This is a genomic window from Deltaproteobacteria bacterium, from assembly GCA_013151235.1.
Classification (GTDB): domain Bacteria; phylum CG2-30-53-67; class CG2-30-53-67; order CG2-30-53-67; family CG2-30-53-67; genus JAADIO01.
This window is the reverse complement of sequence record JAADIO010000008.1, coordinates 51408-69166: the sequence shown is the minus strand read 5'-3', so window position 1 is coordinate 69166 and position 17759 is coordinate 51408. Positions and strand designations below refer to the sequence as shown.

General features: G+C 54.3%; 20 protein-coding genes. 14 read left to right on the top strand and 6 right to left on the bottom strand.

All coding sequences use genetic code 11. The annotated features are described in order from the left end of the window. Positions 1–151 precede the first annotated feature (151 nt). From rplS to GXP58_02130, 3 genes are read left to right on the top strand one after another with little or no spacing between them, the layout of a single operon-like run. Positions 152–538 carry a 50S ribosomal protein L19 gene (gene rplS / locus GXP58_02140; GenBank protein ID NOY52401.1) on the top strand — a complete coding sequence of 129 codons (387 nt, stop codon included), beginning with the start codon at positions 152–154 and terminating at the stop codon, positions 536–538. 58 nt (positions 539–596) lie between these two features. After that, positions 597–1262 carry a ribonuclease HII gene (locus GXP58_02135; protein ID NOY52400.1) on the top strand — a complete coding sequence of 222 codons (666 nt, stop codon included), beginning with the start codon at positions 597–599 and terminating at the stop codon, positions 1260–1262. 14 nt (positions 1263–1276) lie between these two features. Further along, positions 1277–1648, top strand: a complete 372-nt coding sequence (locus GXP58_02130) for a YraN family protein (GenBank protein NOY52399.1) — start codon at positions 1277–1279, stop codon at positions 1646–1648. A 17-nt stretch (positions 1649–1665) separates the two neighbouring features. Here GXP58_02130 and GXP58_02125 read toward each other — a convergent pair whose 3' ends face one another. Further along, entirely contained in the window at positions 1666–2754 is a 1089-nt protein-coding gene (locus GXP58_02125) for a response regulator (GenBank protein ID NOY52398.1), read from the bottom strand. A 277-nt stretch (positions 2755–3031) separates the two neighbouring features. Beyond that, on the bottom strand, positions 3032–4342 hold the full coding sequence (locus GXP58_02120) for an MFS transporter (protein NOY52397.1): 1311 nt from the start codon (positions 4340–4342) through the stop codon (positions 3032–3034). Positions 4343–4624: 282 nt separating this feature from the next. Between GXP58_02120 and GXP58_02115 the strand changes: the two genes are divergently transcribed. Further along, complete coding sequence (locus GXP58_02115; GenBank protein ID NOY52396.1) at positions 4625–5899, top strand: Glu/Leu/Phe/Val dehydrogenase; 1275 nt, start codon at positions 4625–4627, stop codon at positions 5897–5899. 28 nt (positions 5900–5927) lie between these two features. Here GXP58_02115 and GXP58_02110 read toward each other — a convergent pair whose 3' ends face one another. Both GXP58_02110 and GXP58_02105 read right to left on the bottom strand, forming a co-directional pair. Continuing rightward, entirely contained in the window at positions 5928–7286 is a 1359-nt protein-coding gene (locus tag GXP58_02110; GenBank protein ID NOY52395.1) for a HipA domain-containing protein, read from the bottom strand. Next, positions 7283–7528: a helix-turn-helix transcriptional regulator gene (locus tag GXP58_02105; GenBank protein ID NOY52394.1), complete on the bottom strand. Its 246-nt coding sequence runs from the start codon at positions 7526–7528 to the stop codon at positions 7283–7285. The genes GXP58_02110 and GXP58_02105 overlap by 4 nt, the downstream gene beginning before the upstream one ends. 139 nt (positions 7529–7667) lie before the next feature. On the opposite strand from GXP58_02105, the gene GXP58_02100 reads away from it, so the two are divergent. The 5 genes from GXP58_02100 to GXP58_02080 all read left to right on the top strand — a co-directional run bounded on the left by GXP58_02100 (position 7668) and on the right by GXP58_02080 (position 10993). Next, the gene (locus tag GXP58_02100; GenBank protein NOY52393.1) at positions 7668–8570 is read left to right on the top strand and encodes a sulfite exporter TauE/SafE family protein; all 903 of its coding nucleotides are present in this window, start codon (positions 7668–7670) and stop codon (positions 8568–8570) included. A gap of 112 nt (positions 8571–8682) precedes the next feature. Next, complete coding sequence (locus GXP58_02095) at positions 8683–9330, top strand: histidinol phosphate phosphatase domain-containing protein (protein ID NOY52392.1); 648 nt, start codon at positions 8683–8685, stop codon at positions 9328–9330. A 17-nt stretch (positions 9331–9347) separates the two neighbouring features. Continuing rightward, on the top strand, positions 9348–9995 hold the full coding sequence (locus GXP58_02090) for a tetratricopeptide repeat protein (protein ID NOY52391.1): 648 nt from the start codon (positions 9348–9350) through the stop codon (positions 9993–9995). Positions 9996–10032: 37 nt separating this feature from the next. After that, a complete protein-coding gene (locus tag GXP58_02085) occupies positions 10033–10434 on the top strand; it encodes a hypothetical protein (protein NOY52390.1) in 402 nt (133 codons plus the stop codon). Next, entirely contained in the window at positions 10379–10993 is a 615-nt protein-coding gene (locus GXP58_02080; GenBank protein NOY52389.1) for a hypothetical protein, read from the top strand. The genes GXP58_02085 and GXP58_02080 overlap by 56 nt, the downstream gene beginning before the upstream one ends. A 34-nt stretch (positions 10994–11027) precedes the next feature. Here GXP58_02080 and GXP58_02075 read toward each other — a convergent pair whose 3' ends face one another. Together GXP58_02075 and GXP58_02070 are read right to left on the bottom strand one after the other, a co-directional pair. Next, the gene (locus tag GXP58_02075) at positions 11028–11711 is read right to left on the bottom strand and encodes an ABC transporter ATP-binding protein (protein NOY52388.1); all 684 of its coding nucleotides are present in this window, start codon (positions 11709–11711) and stop codon (positions 11028–11030) included. 218 nt (positions 11712–11929) lie between these two features. Beyond that, a complete protein-coding gene (locus GXP58_02070) occupies positions 11930–12883 on the bottom strand; it encodes a chemotaxis protein CheV (protein ID NOY52387.1) in 954 nt (317 codons plus the stop codon). Between the two features lie 381 nt (positions 12884–13264). Here GXP58_02070 and flgF point away from each other — a divergent pair, with 381 nt between their 5' ends. From flgF to GXP58_02045, 5 genes are read left to right on the top strand one after another with little or no spacing between them, the layout of a single operon-like run. Then, on the top strand, positions 13265–13990 hold the full coding sequence (gene flgF, locus GXP58_02065) for a flagellar basal-body rod protein FlgF (protein NOY52386.1): 726 nt from the start codon (positions 13265–13267) through the stop codon (positions 13988–13990). 27 nt (positions 13991–14017) lie between these two features. Beyond that, on the top strand, positions 14018–14806 hold the full coding sequence (gene flgG, locus GXP58_02060) for a flagellar basal-body rod protein FlgG (GenBank protein ID NOY52385.1): 789 nt from the start codon (positions 14018–14020) through the stop codon (positions 14804–14806). Between the two features lie 6 nt (positions 14807–14812). Further along, positions 14813–15781: a flagellar basal body P-ring formation protein FlgA gene (gene flgA, locus GXP58_02055; GenBank protein ID NOY52384.1), complete on the top strand. Its 969-nt coding sequence runs from the start codon at positions 14813–14815 to the stop codon at positions 15779–15781. Between the two features lie 34 nt (positions 15782–15815). Next, positions 15816–16568 (top strand): flagellar basal body L-ring protein FlgH, encoded by a 753-nt coding sequence (locus GXP58_02050; GenBank protein ID NOY52383.1) that lies wholly within the window; start codon positions 15816–15818, stop codon positions 16566–16568. 60 nt (positions 16569–16628) lie between these two features. After that, complete coding sequence (locus tag GXP58_02045) at positions 16629–17741, top strand: flagellar basal body P-ring protein FlgI (protein NOY52382.1); 1113 nt, start codon at positions 16629–16631, stop codon at positions 17739–17741. Positions 17742–17759 lie beyond the last annotated feature (18 nt).

Genomic DNA, 17759 nt, shown 5'->3' with positions numbered 1-17759 from the left:
CCGCGAATGCGGGACCGAGTGATCGGGCGTCTTTTCTTTTGGTTCGTTTTCTTTGGACGAGCAAAGAAAATGAACGAAAACAATGAGTTAAACGACTTTGGCATGCGGTAGAAAAAAACAGAAAAACTTATCCTCAGAAGGAGAATAACTCGTGAACATTATCGAATCCTTGGAAACAAGAGCGTTAAAGAAAGATCTTCCGGTCCTTCGTTCCGGCACGACGGTACGGGTCCATGTCCGGATCGTCGAGGGGAAAAAGGAACGGATCCAGGTTTTTGAAGGTCTGGTGATCGGTATACAGGGAACCGGTCTTCGTAAGGCCTTTACCGTCCGGAAGATCTCCAACGGTGTGGGAGTGGAACGGACCTTTCCTTTTCATTCCCCGATCGTTGATCGGATCGAAGTTGTACAGTACGGTAAGGTCCGGCGGGCGAAGCTGAATTATCTCCGCGATCTTTCCGGAAAGGCGGCCCGAATTTCGGCGGTTTCCCGGGAACAGCGGGCCAAACTGGAAAAGGGAAACAACGCTTCCGGGTAGTCTTCGCTTTTCGGAGGGGATCTTGTTGATGGTGAAAGGCTCTGCCGAATCGGAGGAGATGCTCTTCCCCGGAGAGTGCGAAACCGACCCATTCTTCCTGGAGCGCGAGGTTTACCGCGCAGGTTTCTCCCGTATTGCAGGGATCGATGAGGCCGGACGCGGACCGTTGGCGGGTCCCGTTGTGGCGGCGGCGGTCATCCTTCCCGGCGAATGCATGATCCCCCGCTTGACCGACTCCAAGAAGCTTTCTCCCTCCCTTCGGGATCAACTCTTTCCCCTTATTCAGAAAAAGGCTGTGGCATGGGGGATCGGGATCTGCGATGCCGGTCTGATCGACCGAATCAATATTCTGGAGGCGACGCGTTGCGCCATGAAAAAAGCCGTAGAGGCCCTCCAACCCGCACCGGACTACCTTCTCATTGATGCCGTCCGGATTCAGGACCCGACACCGCAAAAGGGGATCATCAAGGGAGACCTGCTCAGCCATTCCATTGCCGCCGCTTCGGTGATTGCCAAGGTCACCCGGGACCGGCTCATGGCGGGATTCCATCAGCGCTATCCGGAATACAACTTTCAGAAACACAAAGGGTACGGCACCCTCGAACACCGGAAGATTCTGCAGGAGCGGGGCCCCTGTCCGATCCATCGCAAGACCTTCCGGGGCGTGCGGGAATACTGCTCCGGAACGATGCAGGAAGGGAATCGAATTTCTTTTTTAAGGTAGCGGAGAAGGAACCGATGCGACCTCTTCTCTTGGGGAAGTTCGGGGAAAACCGGGCGGTCCGTTATCTGCAGCAGGAGGGGTTCGAAATCCTGCGGAGGAATTACCGGACCCCTTTCGGAGAGATCGATATCATCGCCCGGGAGGAGGAGACTCTTGTCTTTGTCGAGGTCAAGACACGATCGACGAACACCTTCGGCATGCCCCAGGAGGCGGTGAATCGGCGAAAACAGCGGCAGTTGATCCGTACCGCCCAAGCTTATCTGAACGAAGCGGGAGGAGAGTTGCCGCCCTGCCGTTTTGACGTTATTGCCGTCCGGACGGACGGGCATGGACAAATCGGGAAATTTGAACTGATCCGGGGGGCCTTCGATGCACCGGATTCCTGATCCTGTTCCGGGGGAGGTCAGAGGGGAAGAGGGACTTCCTTTCCTTCGATCAGAGTGATCAGCGCCTCCGCGACCTCAGGGTGAAACTGGGCGCCCCGGCAGCGATCGATCTCTTCGATGACTTTTTCCGGGGGGGTGACGCTTTTGCGGTAACAACGCGCCGAGGTCATGGCGTCGTAACTGTCGGCCGCCGTGATAATGCAGGTCATCAGGTTGAGGTCGTCCCCGGCAAGGCCGTTGGGATATCCCCGGCCGTCCCACCGTTCATGATGCTGGGCGACGATTGGTATCTCCTGGTGCAGGAAGGTGAGCGGCATGAGAATACGGGCGCCGATGGTCGGATGTTCTTTCATCCGGATCCATTCCTCTGCGGATAGCCGGGCGGTTTTGTTGATGGAGGAGAGATCGATAATCAGTTTTCCTACATCATGTAGCTCTCCCGCCCGCGTCAAGGTGTTCAATTCCTCGGAGGAGAGCCCCATCCTGCGTCCCATCGTCAGCGCCAGGCGGGTGACCCGTGTAGAATGCCCGGCAGTGTAAGGGTCTTTCTGTTCCAGGGCATTCATCAGGGAACTCATGACGCCGATGTAGACCCGTTCCATTTTCTGACCGTATTCCTGGAGTTGAAGGTTCTTCTCCGCTAATTCAAAGATTTTTCCTTCCAGTTTGTTGACAAGCCGCTGACTGTATTCCCGGAGGTAGTTCCCTTCCTCCACGCCGGCGACACGCTCGCGGTTTCCGGTCAGGTATCCCTGAATTTTCCGGGGCAGGTCACGAGCGATGATCGGTTTGGTCAGGTAACCGTCACAGCCGGCGATCAAGGTCCGTTCCCGGTCGCCCTGGCCTGATTGTCCCGTCAGCGCCACAATCGGAATGTTTTTCAGATCGGGGATCCCCTTGATCCGGGTGGTCGTTTCATAGCCGTCCATCCCGGGGATATTAATGTCCATGAGGATGAGGTCCGGCCGGATCTCACGGGCCTTTTTGATCCCTGAAATTCCGTTGTCGGCTTCGTGGAACTCGAAATGGTTTCGTTCCAGAATCTTCCGGATCAGAAGCCGGCTGCTCGGATTATCTTCGATACAGAGAATCTTTTTTGGGCACATATCCGGTAGCCAATCCGTAGAGAATTGTTTCTTTGGAAAAGTAATTTTGCTGTACGGTGAATCGTATCATTTGTTATGGCAGCAATTATTGTGCCGAGAAACCGGGAATAACCCCGAAAGCATCTTTCTTTTTAGATCAATAGGTTAGCCAGAAACATTCTCTTTTGTTGAATTATTGTTGCCAGGAATTGTTAAGCTTGACCCATCCTGTGTGCCATTTTGCCACATCAAGGTTTCCGGTGAGGTCCCTGATCTTTGATTCCTGCAATAACCGGTATCATATCACCGGTTCCATGTTTTGTGAATCGACAGGTGCTTTTTTGCAGGATGGGTGGAAATGTCTGGGATCCTTGACGAGGAAAATCAGGATCATCAGGCCGATCGTCGTCATGACAGCGGCTGTGGCGAAGGCCGTCCGGTAGGAGAAGTAGTCGACGAGCCATCCGCCGAGCAGCGGGGAAACGATGAAGACGGGAGCGGCAAAACTGTTGGAAAGGCCGATATAGAGAGGGCGTTCCTCCGGGGAGCAGAACTCCAGGACGATGTTCATGTTCGAGATCAAAGCGCCGCTCATATAGCCGCCTGCAAAGAAGAAGGTGGCGTAGAAAAGGTGGACCGAGGGTGCCATGTAGGCGGTCACTGCCGCTAAAATACTCATGATCGCGGAGAGGATCAGGCAGAATTTATGTCCCCGCCGGTCTCCAATAAATCCCCAAACCACTCCGGTTACGACCTGTGCAGCCATGAAAACAGTGGTGAAGATTCCTGCATAACTGTTCGGTAGGGAGAATCGCTCCACGGCATAGACCGAATAAAAGGCCAGGGTCAGATTGGTAAAAGCGATGAAGGAAAAGGAGAGATTGTAAAAAAAGAAGTTATGATCCCGCCGGAACACATCGGGAAGGGCACGCATGAAATCGACAAAGGCGATCTTTTTTTTCACGACGGGGTAGGGGATCTCCCGGGTCAGTGCAAAGAAAAAGAGAGAGATGTTCATAAAAATAAATGCAGCGGCGAAGCAGAGCGCAAAGTTGTAGGGGAAGGCATAGGCTTCGATCAGGTAGATCGACAACAGTGCGCCGAGCATACCGAAGAGTCGTCCGAGGGTGAAGCGGATGCCGAGGAAGGCCCCCCGTTTCCGTGGGAGTATGATCCGGCCGACCATGTCAAGCCATGGTGGAATGCCGAATCCCCAGCCGAGGGTGAAAACGAGATAGAGAAGAAGAAAGATTCCCGCCGGCCAGGGAGGCGGGAGGTGGACGATGAAGGGAAGTATCAAGGCCAGGACCAGCCAGGGGAGGCGCATCACTGCCCAGATCAGGATGACCAGTCCCTTCTTTCTCGGCATCGATTCGATATGGTGTGCCGAGATGATCTGGGGAAGAAAGATCCCCACCATGGTAAAGGTGTGGACCAGCCCGATGATTACCTTGCTTTCCGTGAGGAGACGGAGAAAGATCGGCAGGACGGTGATATGCGATACCAGGCTTCCGCCGAGGGCAAAAAAGATCCCGTCCAGCCACCCCACGGAAGTGTTCCACCGGTGATGCCGTTTGACGGAATGGTTGTATTTTTCCAGAGAAGTCATGAATGACGGATACGCTGCGGCATGGGGTTGCCGCGCATGCCGGTATTGGTTGAAGTTGTGCGGATGATGATAAAAAACCGTCGTAACTACTCAGGTCACCTCTCTTTTTCCATGCATTTTATAACACACCCGCCGTTGGGCGGGAAGAAGAAATTTTCTTTCGGATCAACAGCCGTTGGAACCCCTGTCACTTTAGTCGCTGTCTTCGGGTGAGTGATGCCGGTTGCCTCCTTTTTCAGCTTGGTGTAGGATGGAAGTAACTTTGTTGAAAGGAGACCACCGATGGAGAGGAAAAGCTGTCATACGATCTGGGAATGTCCGGCCTACGGAAACGTGACGAAACAGTTTCTCGAGGTCGCGCAGCGTATCGATCTTGATCCCAACGTGGTGAATCGTCTGCAGGTCCCGGACCGCTCCATCATCATTTCTATCCCGGTGCGTATGAACAACGGGGATGTCAAGATTTTTACCGGTTACCGGGTACAGCACAACGATGTTTTAGGCCCATTCAAGGGGGGAATCCGTTATCATCCGGATGTGACGATCGGTGAAACGGCGGCTCTGGCAATGCTGATGACCTGGAAATGCGCTCTTGCCGGGCTTCCTCTCGGCGGGGCCAAGGGGGGGGTGACGGTCGATCCGCATGATCTTTCCCGGAAAGAGTTGCAGCATCTAACTCGACGTTTTACGGTGGAGCTGGTGAATGTAATCGGTCCGGAGAAGGATGTCCCGGCTCCCGACATGGGAACGAACGCGCAGGTGATGGCCTGGCTGATGGATACCTACAGCCAGCAGAAAGGGCATGCCGTTCCCGGCGTAGTGACGGGAAAACCGCTCGTGATCGGCGGATCGCAGGGACGGACCGAGGCGACGGGGAGAGGGGTGGTCTACACTGTCGTCAAGGCGCTGGAAAAAAGAGGGAGCCGCATCGACAAAGAGACGACCTTCGCCATCCACGGTTTCGGGAATGTCGGCGCCAATGCGGCAAAGACCATCGAAGAGATGGGCGGGACCCTCGTGGCCGTCAGCACTTCCAAAGGCGGGATTTACAATCCTTCCGGATTGAACTTCCAGGATTTGGTTGCCTGTTACAGGGAACACGGGAATTTTGCCTGTTTCAACGAGGGGGATCAGATTACCAATGAAGAACTTCTGACCGTTTCCTGTGATGTCCTGATTCCGGCCGCCGTGTCGGGGGTGATTCATGACAAGAATGCCGATCGCATCCAGGCGAAGATCGTGGCGGAAGGAGCCAACGGGCCGCTGACGATCGAGGCGGACCGGATCCTGAACGACCGAGGGGTCTTTGTCATTCCCGACATCCTGGCCAACTCCGGCGGGGTGATTGTCTCCTATTTCGAATGGGTCCAGGACCTGCAGAACTTCTTCTGGGAAATTGATGAAATTCTCATGCAGTTGAAACGGATCATCACACGCGCCTTTGATGAGGTCTACGGTATTGCCGAAAGGGAAAAGAGCAGTATGCGCACGGCGGCGTTGATCAAGGGGATCAAAAAAGTTTCCGATGCCATGCTTGCCCGGGGGCTCTATCCCTGATGCCGTTGTGTGTTGTTCTTGGTCTCTATTAAATACTCTTTCGGATCTTCGTGAGATCTTTACGGATCTTTTCGACGATTCCGACCAGGTTTTTCTTGTTCTTTCCGGGGAGGGCTGAAAGCCCCTCGATTCGTTCCGGGTAGCTCCGGGTGACGGTCAGGACCACTTCGATGGCATGAAGAAGGTCCTTCTTCCGGAAACCGAGGTTGCGGGTCAAGCGGAGCAGTGCCTCTTCAAAGCGGACCTCGCCGTAAGCGCCGAAGGGCATGGCGGCGAGCATGTCGTGGATGGCGTAGGCCCGCATGGGTGTAGGATCGTAAACGGGGGAGAAGGCGAGGGTGCCTTCTCGGTCCAGAATGGAGAGGTTTTCCAGGTGGAGATCGCCGTTTCCGGTGGCGAAGGAGAGAAGAAGTCTCTTTAAGAGATGCTCCTTCGCGGCCCTTCCGTCCTCAACGAGGGGAATGGGAGATCGGTCGATGGCCCGCCCGATGGCATCGTAGCTTCCGCTGTAGTGATGGGTAATGGAGAGATCACCGCAGGCGAAGATGGAATGAAGGGTCTCCATGAAGCGGGGGATCCCGGCGACGTCCCGGTCGAAGCGTTCAATGACCAGTGTGGGTATCCCGTTGATCTCCGTCCGCCAGTGCCGGGGAACCTCGAATCCCGCTTCTGTGTGGATGTCGAGGGTCAGGGCCTCCAACTCGGTAATCCCCGGATAGGTTCCGGCCTGCTCGAATTTCAGAAGGGCATCGGTCATTCCTTTTGCGCCGATTCTCCTCGGAAGGCCGAGCCGTCCGTCCCATCCGTCGTCTGCGATGGAGACGAGGAGTTTTGGGATGGCACCCCCCACCGTTGGTGTCGGCCCGACGATTTCGAGGATCGATTCGGGATCGGTATCGAACCAGGTGAGAAAATCCTTCAGGGAGAGGCCGAAGTCCCGGGTGACTTCCCGCAGTTCCTGCCGAGCGGGGGCGCTGTACCACTCGGCGGCCTTCTCGTCGTTTTCGAACAGGTCGAGATGTCCCATCCCTCCGTGGCCGGCGATCTTCAGAATCTCCCAGTCCGCCTCGAAGCCGGCGGCGGGAAGAATCCCTCTCTTTGCCAGGTGAGCGAGGATCAAGGTCCGCTGAAAATTTTTCTCACGCCGGGGAGGGACCAGGGCCTGGAGCGGTGGGAGCAGATCGAAAAATTCGGTTCGTTGCCGGACGATGGTGGTGGTCTGCACGATCTTCGGCGGGTAGATCAGTCCCAGTCCCGGAAGGCCGTTTTCGGCATAATCTTCGGTGTAGGTGAAACGGCACTCCCGGTCGGTGATGTAGACCCGTCCCATCTTGACGGGGCGCATTCCGATACGTGTCCAGACAACAGCTTCATGGTCGGTGATCATTCAAAGACCTCACCGGAGAGGATCTTCTCCAGGACGGGCCGGTCGGGAGCGAGGGTGACCTTCAGCCCCACCGTTCCGGCGAGCCGGACCAGAGTGGAAAGCTGTATATCGGAGGCCTTCTTCGCTCGGGACAGGGCCTCCGGGCTGATCCCGGCCCGTAATGCGATCTCTTTCTGTGAAAGCCCCTGCGCTTTAGCGGTTATAAGGATCTGTTCTAAAAGGGGAAAAATAAGGGATTGCATTTCTTCCTCTCCCATCGTTATAATAAGGTCATTATAGCGTAAATTGATAGAAAAGTCTATTTGTGTATTGATATATAAATCAATATTGTTTGGAATATTTGTATTATTGATTTGTAGATCAATTAAGTGGGGAGCGTTTATGGCGTTTCTGTTATGGCACTTTCCGGTGTCTGGGGTGACGACCTCCCTCCTTTTGCCTCCCTTGGTTTCTTTTGTGATCTCCTTTTTCACCTCTATGGGTGGCGTCTCCGGCGCCTTTCTCCTTCTTCCTTTTCAGGTCAGCTTTCTCGGCTATACCGCTCCATCCGTGAGCGCGACCAACCAGGTTTTCAACATCATTGCCATTCCCAGCGGTGTATGGCGATACATCAAGGAGGGGCGGATGGTCTGGCCTCTGACATGGGCCGTAATTATAGGGACCCTCCCGGGGGTCTTTGTCGGGGCCTGGGTCCGGATCCGTTATCTTCCCGATCCGACAAACTTCAAGTTCTTTGCCGGGTTTGTTCTCCTCTATATCGGGCTCCGACTTCTTCTGGATATGCTCCACAGCAGGACGGATCGTCCCGGCTCGGGCGGAGCGGGGGACTTTGTTGCGGGAGAAACCTCCTTTTCACTGCGCCGGGTACGCTTCACCTTCAACGGAACGGTCTATTCCTTCCCCGTACCGGGGGTGCTGGCGTTTACCTTTATCGTGGGGATCGTGGGGGGGATCTACGGGATTGGCGGCGGAGTAATCATTGCTCCTTTTTTTATTACTTTTCTCAAACTCCCCGTCTACATAGTGGCGGGGGCCTGCCTGATGGGAACGCTGATTACCTCCATTGCCGGTGTGGGTTTTTATCATCTGTTGGCGCTCCTCCATCCGGAGATGTCGATTGCCCCGGACTGGTCCCTCGGGGTGCTCTTCGGAGCCGGAGGGTTTGCCGGGATTTATCTCGGCGCCCGCGTTCAGAAATATGTTCCCGTCGTCGTGATCAAATTGATCCTGACTTTGTCTCTCCTCTTTGTTGCCCTGCGATATCTTGCCGGGATCTTTCGTTGATTTTATACAAATCCCTTGAGTTTAAAGGGGAACTTTGCTACAGTTCATCAGATTTTATCCTTAGGAATCGTAAAGTTCGGAAAGACAGGGAATCGTAGTTACGGGAAAAAAAATGATCGATCTCCACACACATACCCTTTTCAGTGACGGGGTTCTCATCCCCGCAGAGTTGGCGCGGCGGGCTGAAGTTGCCGGATACCGGGCGATTGCCTTTACGGACCATGCCGATCATTCCAACATCGAACAGATCCTCCATGGCATTGTCAACGGCTGCAAGGCATTGAACGAAAGAGGAAGCCTTCGTGCGATCCCCGGTGTGGAGATTACCCATGTCCACCCGGACGATTTTGCCGTCCTGGTACGGCGGGCAAGGAAGTCAGGGGCGCAGATCATCGTCGCACATGGGGAGACCCTGGTTGAGCCGGTCAGGGCGGGGACCAACCGGGCGGCCATCGAGGCCGGTGTCGATATCCTGGCCCACCCGGGGCTGATCACGGAAGAGGAAGTCAAAAAGGCGGGGGAACGTGGAGTTCTGCTGGAGATTACTACCCGTAAAGGGCATTCTCTCTCCAACGGTCATGTGGCTTCCCTGGCCGTCAAATTCGGAGTGCCGCTGGTGTGTAATACCGATTCCCATGCGCCGGGTGATCTGGTGACGAAAGAGATGGCTCGCAGGATCCTGCAGGGAGCGGGTCTGCATGGAGCAGAGGTGAAAAAAGTATTTGAACATTCAGAACGATTCATCAATGAACTTTCGTAAGTTCACAGGGAGGAACAATGGCAAAACATAAAACAAATACACAGGAACCGGATGAATTTCTGGAGGCACTGAAACGGGGCTACATGTATGTCCGGGAAAACATAAAGTTTGTCTCGATGATTGCCGGAGGAATCCTTGCGGCGGTTCTGATTATCCTGTTCGTTCTCTATCAGGTCAAATCCGCCCGCATTCAGGAAGCAACCGCCCTCGACAATGCCGTCTCGGCTTTCCATCAGGGGCGCTTGAAGGATGCACTGGAGTTCCTGAAAGCGTTTTCCGGGAAGGAGGATCTCGCTGCGGCCCGGGCGGAGATGTACCGGGGGAATATCTTCTACGACCAGGCGAAGTATAAAGAAGCCTTACAGCATTACCAGGCGGCCCTGAAAATTGCCCGAAGCAAGAAAATTGAAGTGGTTCAGGACCTGGCCCATCAGGGGATTGCCGATACGGAACTCGCTTTGGGACATCCCGATCAGGCGGAGGCGGCCTTCCATAAAGTGGGGGAGCGGTTCCGGGATTTTGCCCTGCTGGAACTGGGACGAATCTACGCTGCTCAGGGGAAGATACGAAAGGCCGTCAAGGCGCTTGACGATTTGATCAACAACTACTCTGATTCTCCCTGGGTTCCCGCTGCCAAAGAACTGAAAGGACAGCTTGTACCGTGACCCGGCCTGTTTTCTCTCCGGATTGTGAGAAACCGTAATGTCCCCATCGGCTGTACTCGATTTGGGCACCAATACCTTCCGCCTCCTCATCTTTCGTTCGAATCCTGCTCGGAAATTGACTCGGCTCCGCGTGGAGCGGCACACTCCACGGATGGGGGAGGGGGCCGCTGAATCGGGCCGGATTTCTCCGGCGTCCTGCAAACGGGGAGAGACCGTGCTCAGACAGTATGATGCGATCCTGCGCAAAGAGAGGGTCGCTGAGGTCCGGGCGGTTGCAACGGGCATCTTCAGGGTTGCAAAGAATGCCGGCGCAGTCCTCCAGCGGTTGTCCCGGGCGCTGTCTCATCCGATTCGTGTGATTTCCGGAAAAGAAGAAGGTCGGTATACCCTCTCGGGGCGGGCTCGATCCGTCCGACCGGTCGGCTTGCTTCTTCTTTGATATCGGCGGGGGAAGCACCGAACTGATCCGGCAGGACGGGAGGAGTGGGGACCGCATTGTGAGTCTTCCCATCGGGGCTTTGACTCTGAAGGAGCGGTTTGGCTCCGGCGATCCCCTGACGCAAAAAGAGTATGACCTGATGCGGGAGAGGATCGGGGAAACACTGGACGGGGTTGACGACTTCTTCTTTCCGGACCGGCGCTTGATGGCCGTCGGTACGGGCGGGTCGGTGACGACCGTGGCCTTTATGCTCCGGCGGGAGCGGCAATATCGTTCGGACAGGATCCATCGGACGGTGCTGACGGCCCCTCATGTGGTTTCCCTTCTTCAAACCGTACGCCCCCTCACCGCGGATGCGATCCGGGAACGTTATTTTCTGGAACCGGGCAAGGCGGATATTGTACTCTTCGGGGGAGTTCTTCTCCTGGAAATCTTGTTGAGGATTCCCGGGCAGCGTATTACCGTGAGTGATTATGGTCTTCTTGAAGGGGTGGCACTGGAAAGAGGAAGATGGGAGATCACAGGAAAGACGGTGAGGATGCAGAGAAAAAAAGGATAAGATCAAAGACGGAAAGCATCAACCGCAAGGGTATCTACCCGGCAATTTTGCCGTCCACCATCTGGACGATCCGGTCGCTCTTCCGTGCGAGATCTTCGTTATGGGTGGCCAGAACGAAGGTGACGTTCTGCTTTCGGTTGATCTCCTTCAGCAGTTCGTGAACGGATTCCCCCGTGGTGGTGTCGAGGTTGCCCGTCGGTTCGTCGGCAAAGACGATCTTCGGATTCATACAGAGGGCCCGGGCAATGGCGACCCGCTGTTGCTCGCCGCCGGAGAGTTCCCCCGGCTTGTGTTCGGCCCGATCCTCAAGTCCCACTTCAGCCAACTGTTCCCGGCCGCGGGCCAGACAGGCCCGGCGTGATGCACCGGCAATCAGATGGGGCATGATGACGTTCTCCATCGCTGTGAACTCAGGCAGGAGGTGATGGAACTGGAAGACAAACCCGATATCCCGATTCCGGAATTGAGACAGCGCCCCGTTGTCGAGTGAAAAAATATCCTTTTCTCCGTAGAGTACCTGTCCTGCCGTGGGGCGTTCCAGCGTCCCCAAGATATGGAGGAAGGTGCTCTTTCCCACGCCCGAGGCGCCGCAGACGGCCATCATTTCCCCTGTGCGGATGGTGAAATCAATCCCTTTGAGGACCTCCAGCTTTTTCGTACCGGACTGAAATGATTTTTCCAGCCCCCGGACTTTGATCAGTACATTGTCGGTCGCCATTGTTTCTCCTCACCTTTAGGAGGTTTCTACCACAGGGGCAATCAGGAAGTAAAGCAATATTGATATCTCTCAATGACAGAGTTGTTCAGACCGCTTCATTGTCGAGTTCAGGATATTTCATTGTCCATGGTTTGTGCGGCGAGGGTGCTTTGCAGATCCAGGGATTTTACCCCGTTCCGGGAAGCGGATGCAGTCGGGTGCCGGAGATGGTTCCGGAATCAGTACTCGTTGATGGCCTGAAAGAGTACTTCCGGATCGAACTTGACCACGTAGTGATCACATCCGACCTGCTTCCCTTTTTCCGTATTGGCTTCTCCGCTCAGGGAAGAGTGGAGGATCACGGGGATTTCTTTGAACCGTTCATCGTCTTTGATTTTTTCCGTCAGGGTATAGCCGTCCATCTCCGGCATTTCCACATCGCTTAAAACAAGATAGACGACCTCCCGGAATGAGCTTTTTTTACCTTCGGTGGCATCATACAACTCATTTAATCGGTTCCAGGCCTGCTTGCCGTCCACAACCAGATCAACCTCATAATTTGCTTTCTTTAATATGTTGGCGACCTGTTTCCGGGCGACGAGTGAGTCGTCGGCAACGAGGATTCTTCGTCGGGCGCCGTCCTTTTTCTTTGCTGCCTGGAGTGCCCCTTCCGAATTTTCTTTGTTGGATGTCAGTTCCGCCAGGATTTTTTCGAGATCCAGAATCAGCAGGAGCCGATCATTTTCGATCATCGTTGTGCCGGTAATATTCCCATCGTATTTTTCATTCATGATATCCGGTGGGGTACTTATTTTCTCCCATTCGATCCGACGGATCTTCGTTGTCTGATGCACGACAAAGCCCAGGGGGGTGTTGTTGAATTCCGCGACGATGATCTTATTTTTTTCCATGGGACGTTTGGGTTCGGTAATCCCCAGCCATTTTGCAAGGTTGATGATGGGAATGGTCTTCCCTCTCAGGTGAATGATTCCCATGAGGAAGGCCGGGACGTGGGGAACTTCCGTAATATCGGTCATCCGGATGACTTCGGTTACTTTGGAAACATTGATTCCGTAGACTCCCTGCGAGACCGTACCGTCATCGCTCTCTTTGTCAATGTGGAACTCCAGCAGTTCGATCTTGTTGGTTCCGACTTTCAGAACGAGTTCGTCGTTACAGAGCCCTGTACTCATCGTTTCCCTCAACTTTCCGGATTCCCCGAAGTCCTGTGGGTTAAAAGTCAAAGCAGTGCAAACAAGAAGAGATTCTGCTTGATACTTTCTTATCGAATTTGTGCTGGAAATACTTGAGGAATTTATTTTCCGATTTTGCAATCGGATATCGGGGGCAGAAGACGACGGGGATAGGCAAAATCTTCCTATCTCCTTGCGGGGAATTATTGATGGATTGCTTTATAGAAAGGATGAAGTAAATGTTCTAAGTTATTGTAACAATATGTGTATTGGTGTATTTACAATACATGCTTCCCGGTGTCGGTATTTGGCACGGACCTTGCTTTTATGAGAGGTGTTTTCAGTAATTCGTCGGCATAAAACGGATTGGAGGAGTCCCTTATGTCCAACCAGGGTGGTTTTTATGCAGCCGTATCGGGCGGAATGGCTCAGGAAAAGCGGCTGGAGATTCTGACGAATAACCTGGCCAATATCAACACGGATGGTTACAAGAAAGATGTTCTCTCCTTCCGGTCTTTTCTGAATAATGCCCAGAGTGCCCGCGGCGAGACCGATCTGGTGGGAATTTCCGATTTTCGTACCGACTTCAGTCAGGGAAAAATCGTGAAGACAGGGAACACCTTCGATCTGGCCCTGAGCGGGAATGGCTTCTTTGAAATTGATACGCCTCAAGGGGTCCGTTATACCCGGCAGGGAGACTTCACGTTGAATTCCGACAACCAGCTTGTTACGGCCGATGGGGACCCGGTCTCCGGTTCCAGTGGTCCTCTTGTGATCGATGGGGCGCATGTGACGATCGGCACGGATGGAGAGGTCACGGTCGATCAGTCCTCGGTGGGACAGGTAAAAGTGGTTTCCTTTGCCGATACGTCGAAGCTGGAAAAAGCCGGGGCCGGACTCTTCATCAACAACGGCGGTCCGGGGAATCTTACACAGGATCTGAACGTGAGTGTTCGGCAGGGCTATGTTGAAAAATCGAATGTCAATATGGTTGAAGAGATGCTGCAGTTAATTGATGTCTCCCGTTCTTATGAATCCTATCAGAAGGTGATCCAGTCAATGGACGATGCGTCCAAGGCGGTCACATCGGAATTGGGAAGAGGGTAGGGATAACGCAGTAGAAAGGAGTCGATTATGATCCGTGCATTATGGACGGCTGCGTCCGGAATGGAAGCCCAGCAACTGAATATCGATGTGATCGCGAATAACCTGGCGAATGTCAACACCACGGGATTCAAGCGCAGCCGGGCGGATTTTCAGGATCTTCTCTATCAGACCCTCCGTGAGGCCGGAGCGAGTTCTTCCAGCAGTACCATCTATCCGACCGGGATGCAGATCGGTCTCGGCACCCGAAATGCCGCCATACAGAAGATTTTTCAACAGGGCGAATTCCAGCAGACCCAGAACCCGCTGGATTTTGCCATTGAAGGGCGTGGATTTTTCCAGATCCTCCAGCCGAACGGTGAGACCGGGTACAGTCGTGCCGGTTCTTTCAAGCAGGATGAACAGGGGCGTCTCGTGACATCCGATGGCTTTCCGCTGGTTCCGCAGATTACGATTCCCGCAGATACTTTGAATATTACCGTCGGATCGGATGGAACGGTATCCGTGATGCAGGCGGGACAAAACGCATCGACCCAGGTGGGTCAGATACAGCTTGTATCCTTTGCCAACCCCTCCGGACTGAAAAGTATCGGAAGGAATCTTTATACAGAGACCGCCTCCTCCGGTAGCCCGACAACGGGGACACCCGGTGAGAACGGGGTCGGGACGCTCGCACAGGGGTTTCTGGAACTTTCCAACGTGAACATCAGTGAGGAACTAATCAATATGATCGTCGGCCAGCGGGCCTACGAGATCAACTCCAAAGCGATTCAGACAGCCGATGAAATGATGCAGACTGCCAACAATACCAAGAGGTAAGAGCGAATGAAACGACCGGTGCAGATGGTTCTTTACAGTTTTCTTCTCTTGATTCTTGCTGACGGGGCGGTCGGTGCAAAGATGAACATTACTCTGCAAAAGCGTGTTCATGTGCGAAAGACAGTCCTCTATCTTCAGGAGATTGCCCGGGTCCATATGGATCCCGGCACCGTCGTTCCCGACCTTGGGAGCCTGGAAATCGGTCCTGCACCGCTTCCCGGGAAAAAAATCATCATCACACGGTCTCGCCTTCTGCTGCTCCTCAAATCTCGGAAGATCCGGGCCCGCGACGTACATTTTTCCGGTGCGGAACAGACCGTCATCCTCCGAGATGCACAGACCGTTACGGCCAGGCAGATCCGCCGGGTGGTCAAACAATACCTTGTGAAAGAAATTCCCTGGAGATCGAACGAGGTCGAAATCGGCCGGATTACGGGGCCTCGTGATCTGCTTCTGCCCGCTGGCAAGATTGCCTGGCAGGTGATTTCCCAACCGCATACGGATTTTCTCGGGACCACACCTCTACAGGTGATCCTTGAGACGGCGGGGGAAAAGAAACAGATTTGGGTGAACGCCGATATCCGGGTTTATGTACCGGTCGTGACGGCACGCCATCCCATTGCCCGAATGAGCCAGATTGATGCAAATGATGTTGTTGTGGAACGACGGAATCTGGCCGGCATGAACTCGGATTATTTTTCCTCCGTCAAGGACATTGTCGGAACCCGAAGCCGGAGTTTTATCCGGGCCGGGGAACCGATTCGTAAAAACGAGGTCGAGATTCCTCCGGTGGTCCGGCGGGGCGATCTGGTCACCATGCAAGTCGAGAACAATCTGTTCAGGATTATTGCACGGGGAAAGGTGCTGGAAAACGGAATTCCAGGCGCCGTGATACGGGTTCAGAACATTGCCTCCAAGAAGGAAGTCTACGGCAAGGTGATTGACGGCAGCACGGTGCGGATCGAGACATGGTAGCATGGAGTGTACAAACCACAGAGGAACAGGTGAGATGATGCGGAGATATCTTCTGATTTTGTTCATGATATTCATGGCGGGGTGTGCCGGAACAACCCGGCTGTTTCACAAATCACTTCGCGAAAAAGCAAAAATGCCGACGCCGATTGTGCAGACCCCGGTTGTGTCGGCCCCGGCTCAGGCTACCGGATCTCTCTGGACGGGGGAATCGAATCGGAACATGCTTTTTGTCGACAACAAGGCCCGGACGGTCAATGATATTGTGACGATTGATATTGTGGAAAGTTCTACAGCGACCAAAAAGGCATCAACCAAACTTGGCCGTTCCTCGCAGATTTCTGCCGGGATGCCACATCTCTTCGGTCAGGAAACCCGTCTGGACTCGAGACTCTCCCGGCTGCAAACCTCCAATGGTGCAGGAACGACCAGTGCCAACGCACTTGATCTTGCCAACATTCTCGGGGCGTCCACCAAAAACGACTTTGATGGAAGCGGAGAGACAACCCGCAGTGGAAAGCTGAGCGGCAAGATGACGGCGATTGTGACGGAGGTCCTCCCGAACGGCAATCTGAAAATCCGGGGCAGACGTCTGGTCACGGTAAACGGGGAGGAACAGATTATGGTCCTGACCGGGACGGTCCGTCCCGATGATATCAGTGCGCAGAACATCATCCTGTCCACGTTTATTGCGGATGCCAGTATTTCCTATTACGGCATGGGAGTCGTGGGGGATAAACAGCGGCCTGGGTGGCTGGCCCGGGGATTCGACAAGTTCTGGCCCTTCTGAGTTTCGGAAAGGAATGACTTCGTGAATGAAAACGATCAAAATTTCCCATGGAGTGAAACCATGATCCAGCCTCTTAAAGTGTGGATACTGTTGTTGGGGATGCTGTTACTTCCGGGGTTCGCTTTCGGTGCGCGCATCAAGGATCTGGTGAACATCGAAGGGGTCCGGGATAACCAGTTGTTGGGGTACGGCCTGGTGATCGGGTTGGACGGCACGGGGGATGATACCTCCACGATCTTCACCAACCAGAGCCTGGCCAGTATGCTCCAGCGTCTTGGGGTAACGGTGAACCCCGCTAAGGTGAAGGGGATCAAGGCGGAGAATGTCGCTTCCGTGATGGTGACGACGACGCTTCCTCCTTTTGCCCGGAATGGCAACCGGCTGGATATCAAGATCTCCTCCATCGGGAATGCGTCAAGTCTGCGGGGGGGGACCCTTCTCATGACGCCGTTGAAAGGACCTGACGGTAAGGTTTACGCCGTAGCACAGGGGGAGGTTTCGGTCGGTGGTTTCTCTTTTGGGGGTGCGTCGGGCGGAGGAGTACAGAAAAACCATCCCACCGTCGGCGTCATCTCCGGCGGGGCACTGGTCGAACGGGAGGTGCCGATGACCGTTTTTCATCAGGGACGCATTCGTGCAGCCCTGCGGACTGCTGATTTCTGTACCGCAAACCGGATTGCTAAAGCCGTCAATCAGTACTTTGGAGCGCATACGGCGAATGCTCTTGATGGTGGAACACTGGAGGTGATGCTGCCGAAAGACTTTCAGAACAATCCGGTCTCCTTTATTTCCCGCCTGGAAGCGATTGATGTGGCTCCTGATACCTATGCCCGTGTCGTCCTGAATGAGCGGACCGGAACGGTCGTTATGGGGGAACACGTACGGATCTCAACGGTGGCCATTTCCCACGGAAATCTCAGTATTGAGATCAAGGAACGGGTCGGTGTTTCCCAACCGAGGGCACTGGCCTCGGGGAAGACCGTGACGGTTCCGGATACGACGGTTAAGGTCTCGGAGGAAAAGAGAAAGTTGATGCTCGTTCCTGCCGGGGTCAGTATCGGTGAGGTCGTGCGGGGCCTGAATTCCATCGGGGTCTCCCCTTCGGACTTGATCGCTATTTTTCAGGCCATCAAGGCGGCGGGGGCCTTGCAGGCGGAACTGAAGATTATTTAGATTGGAAACCGTATGAAA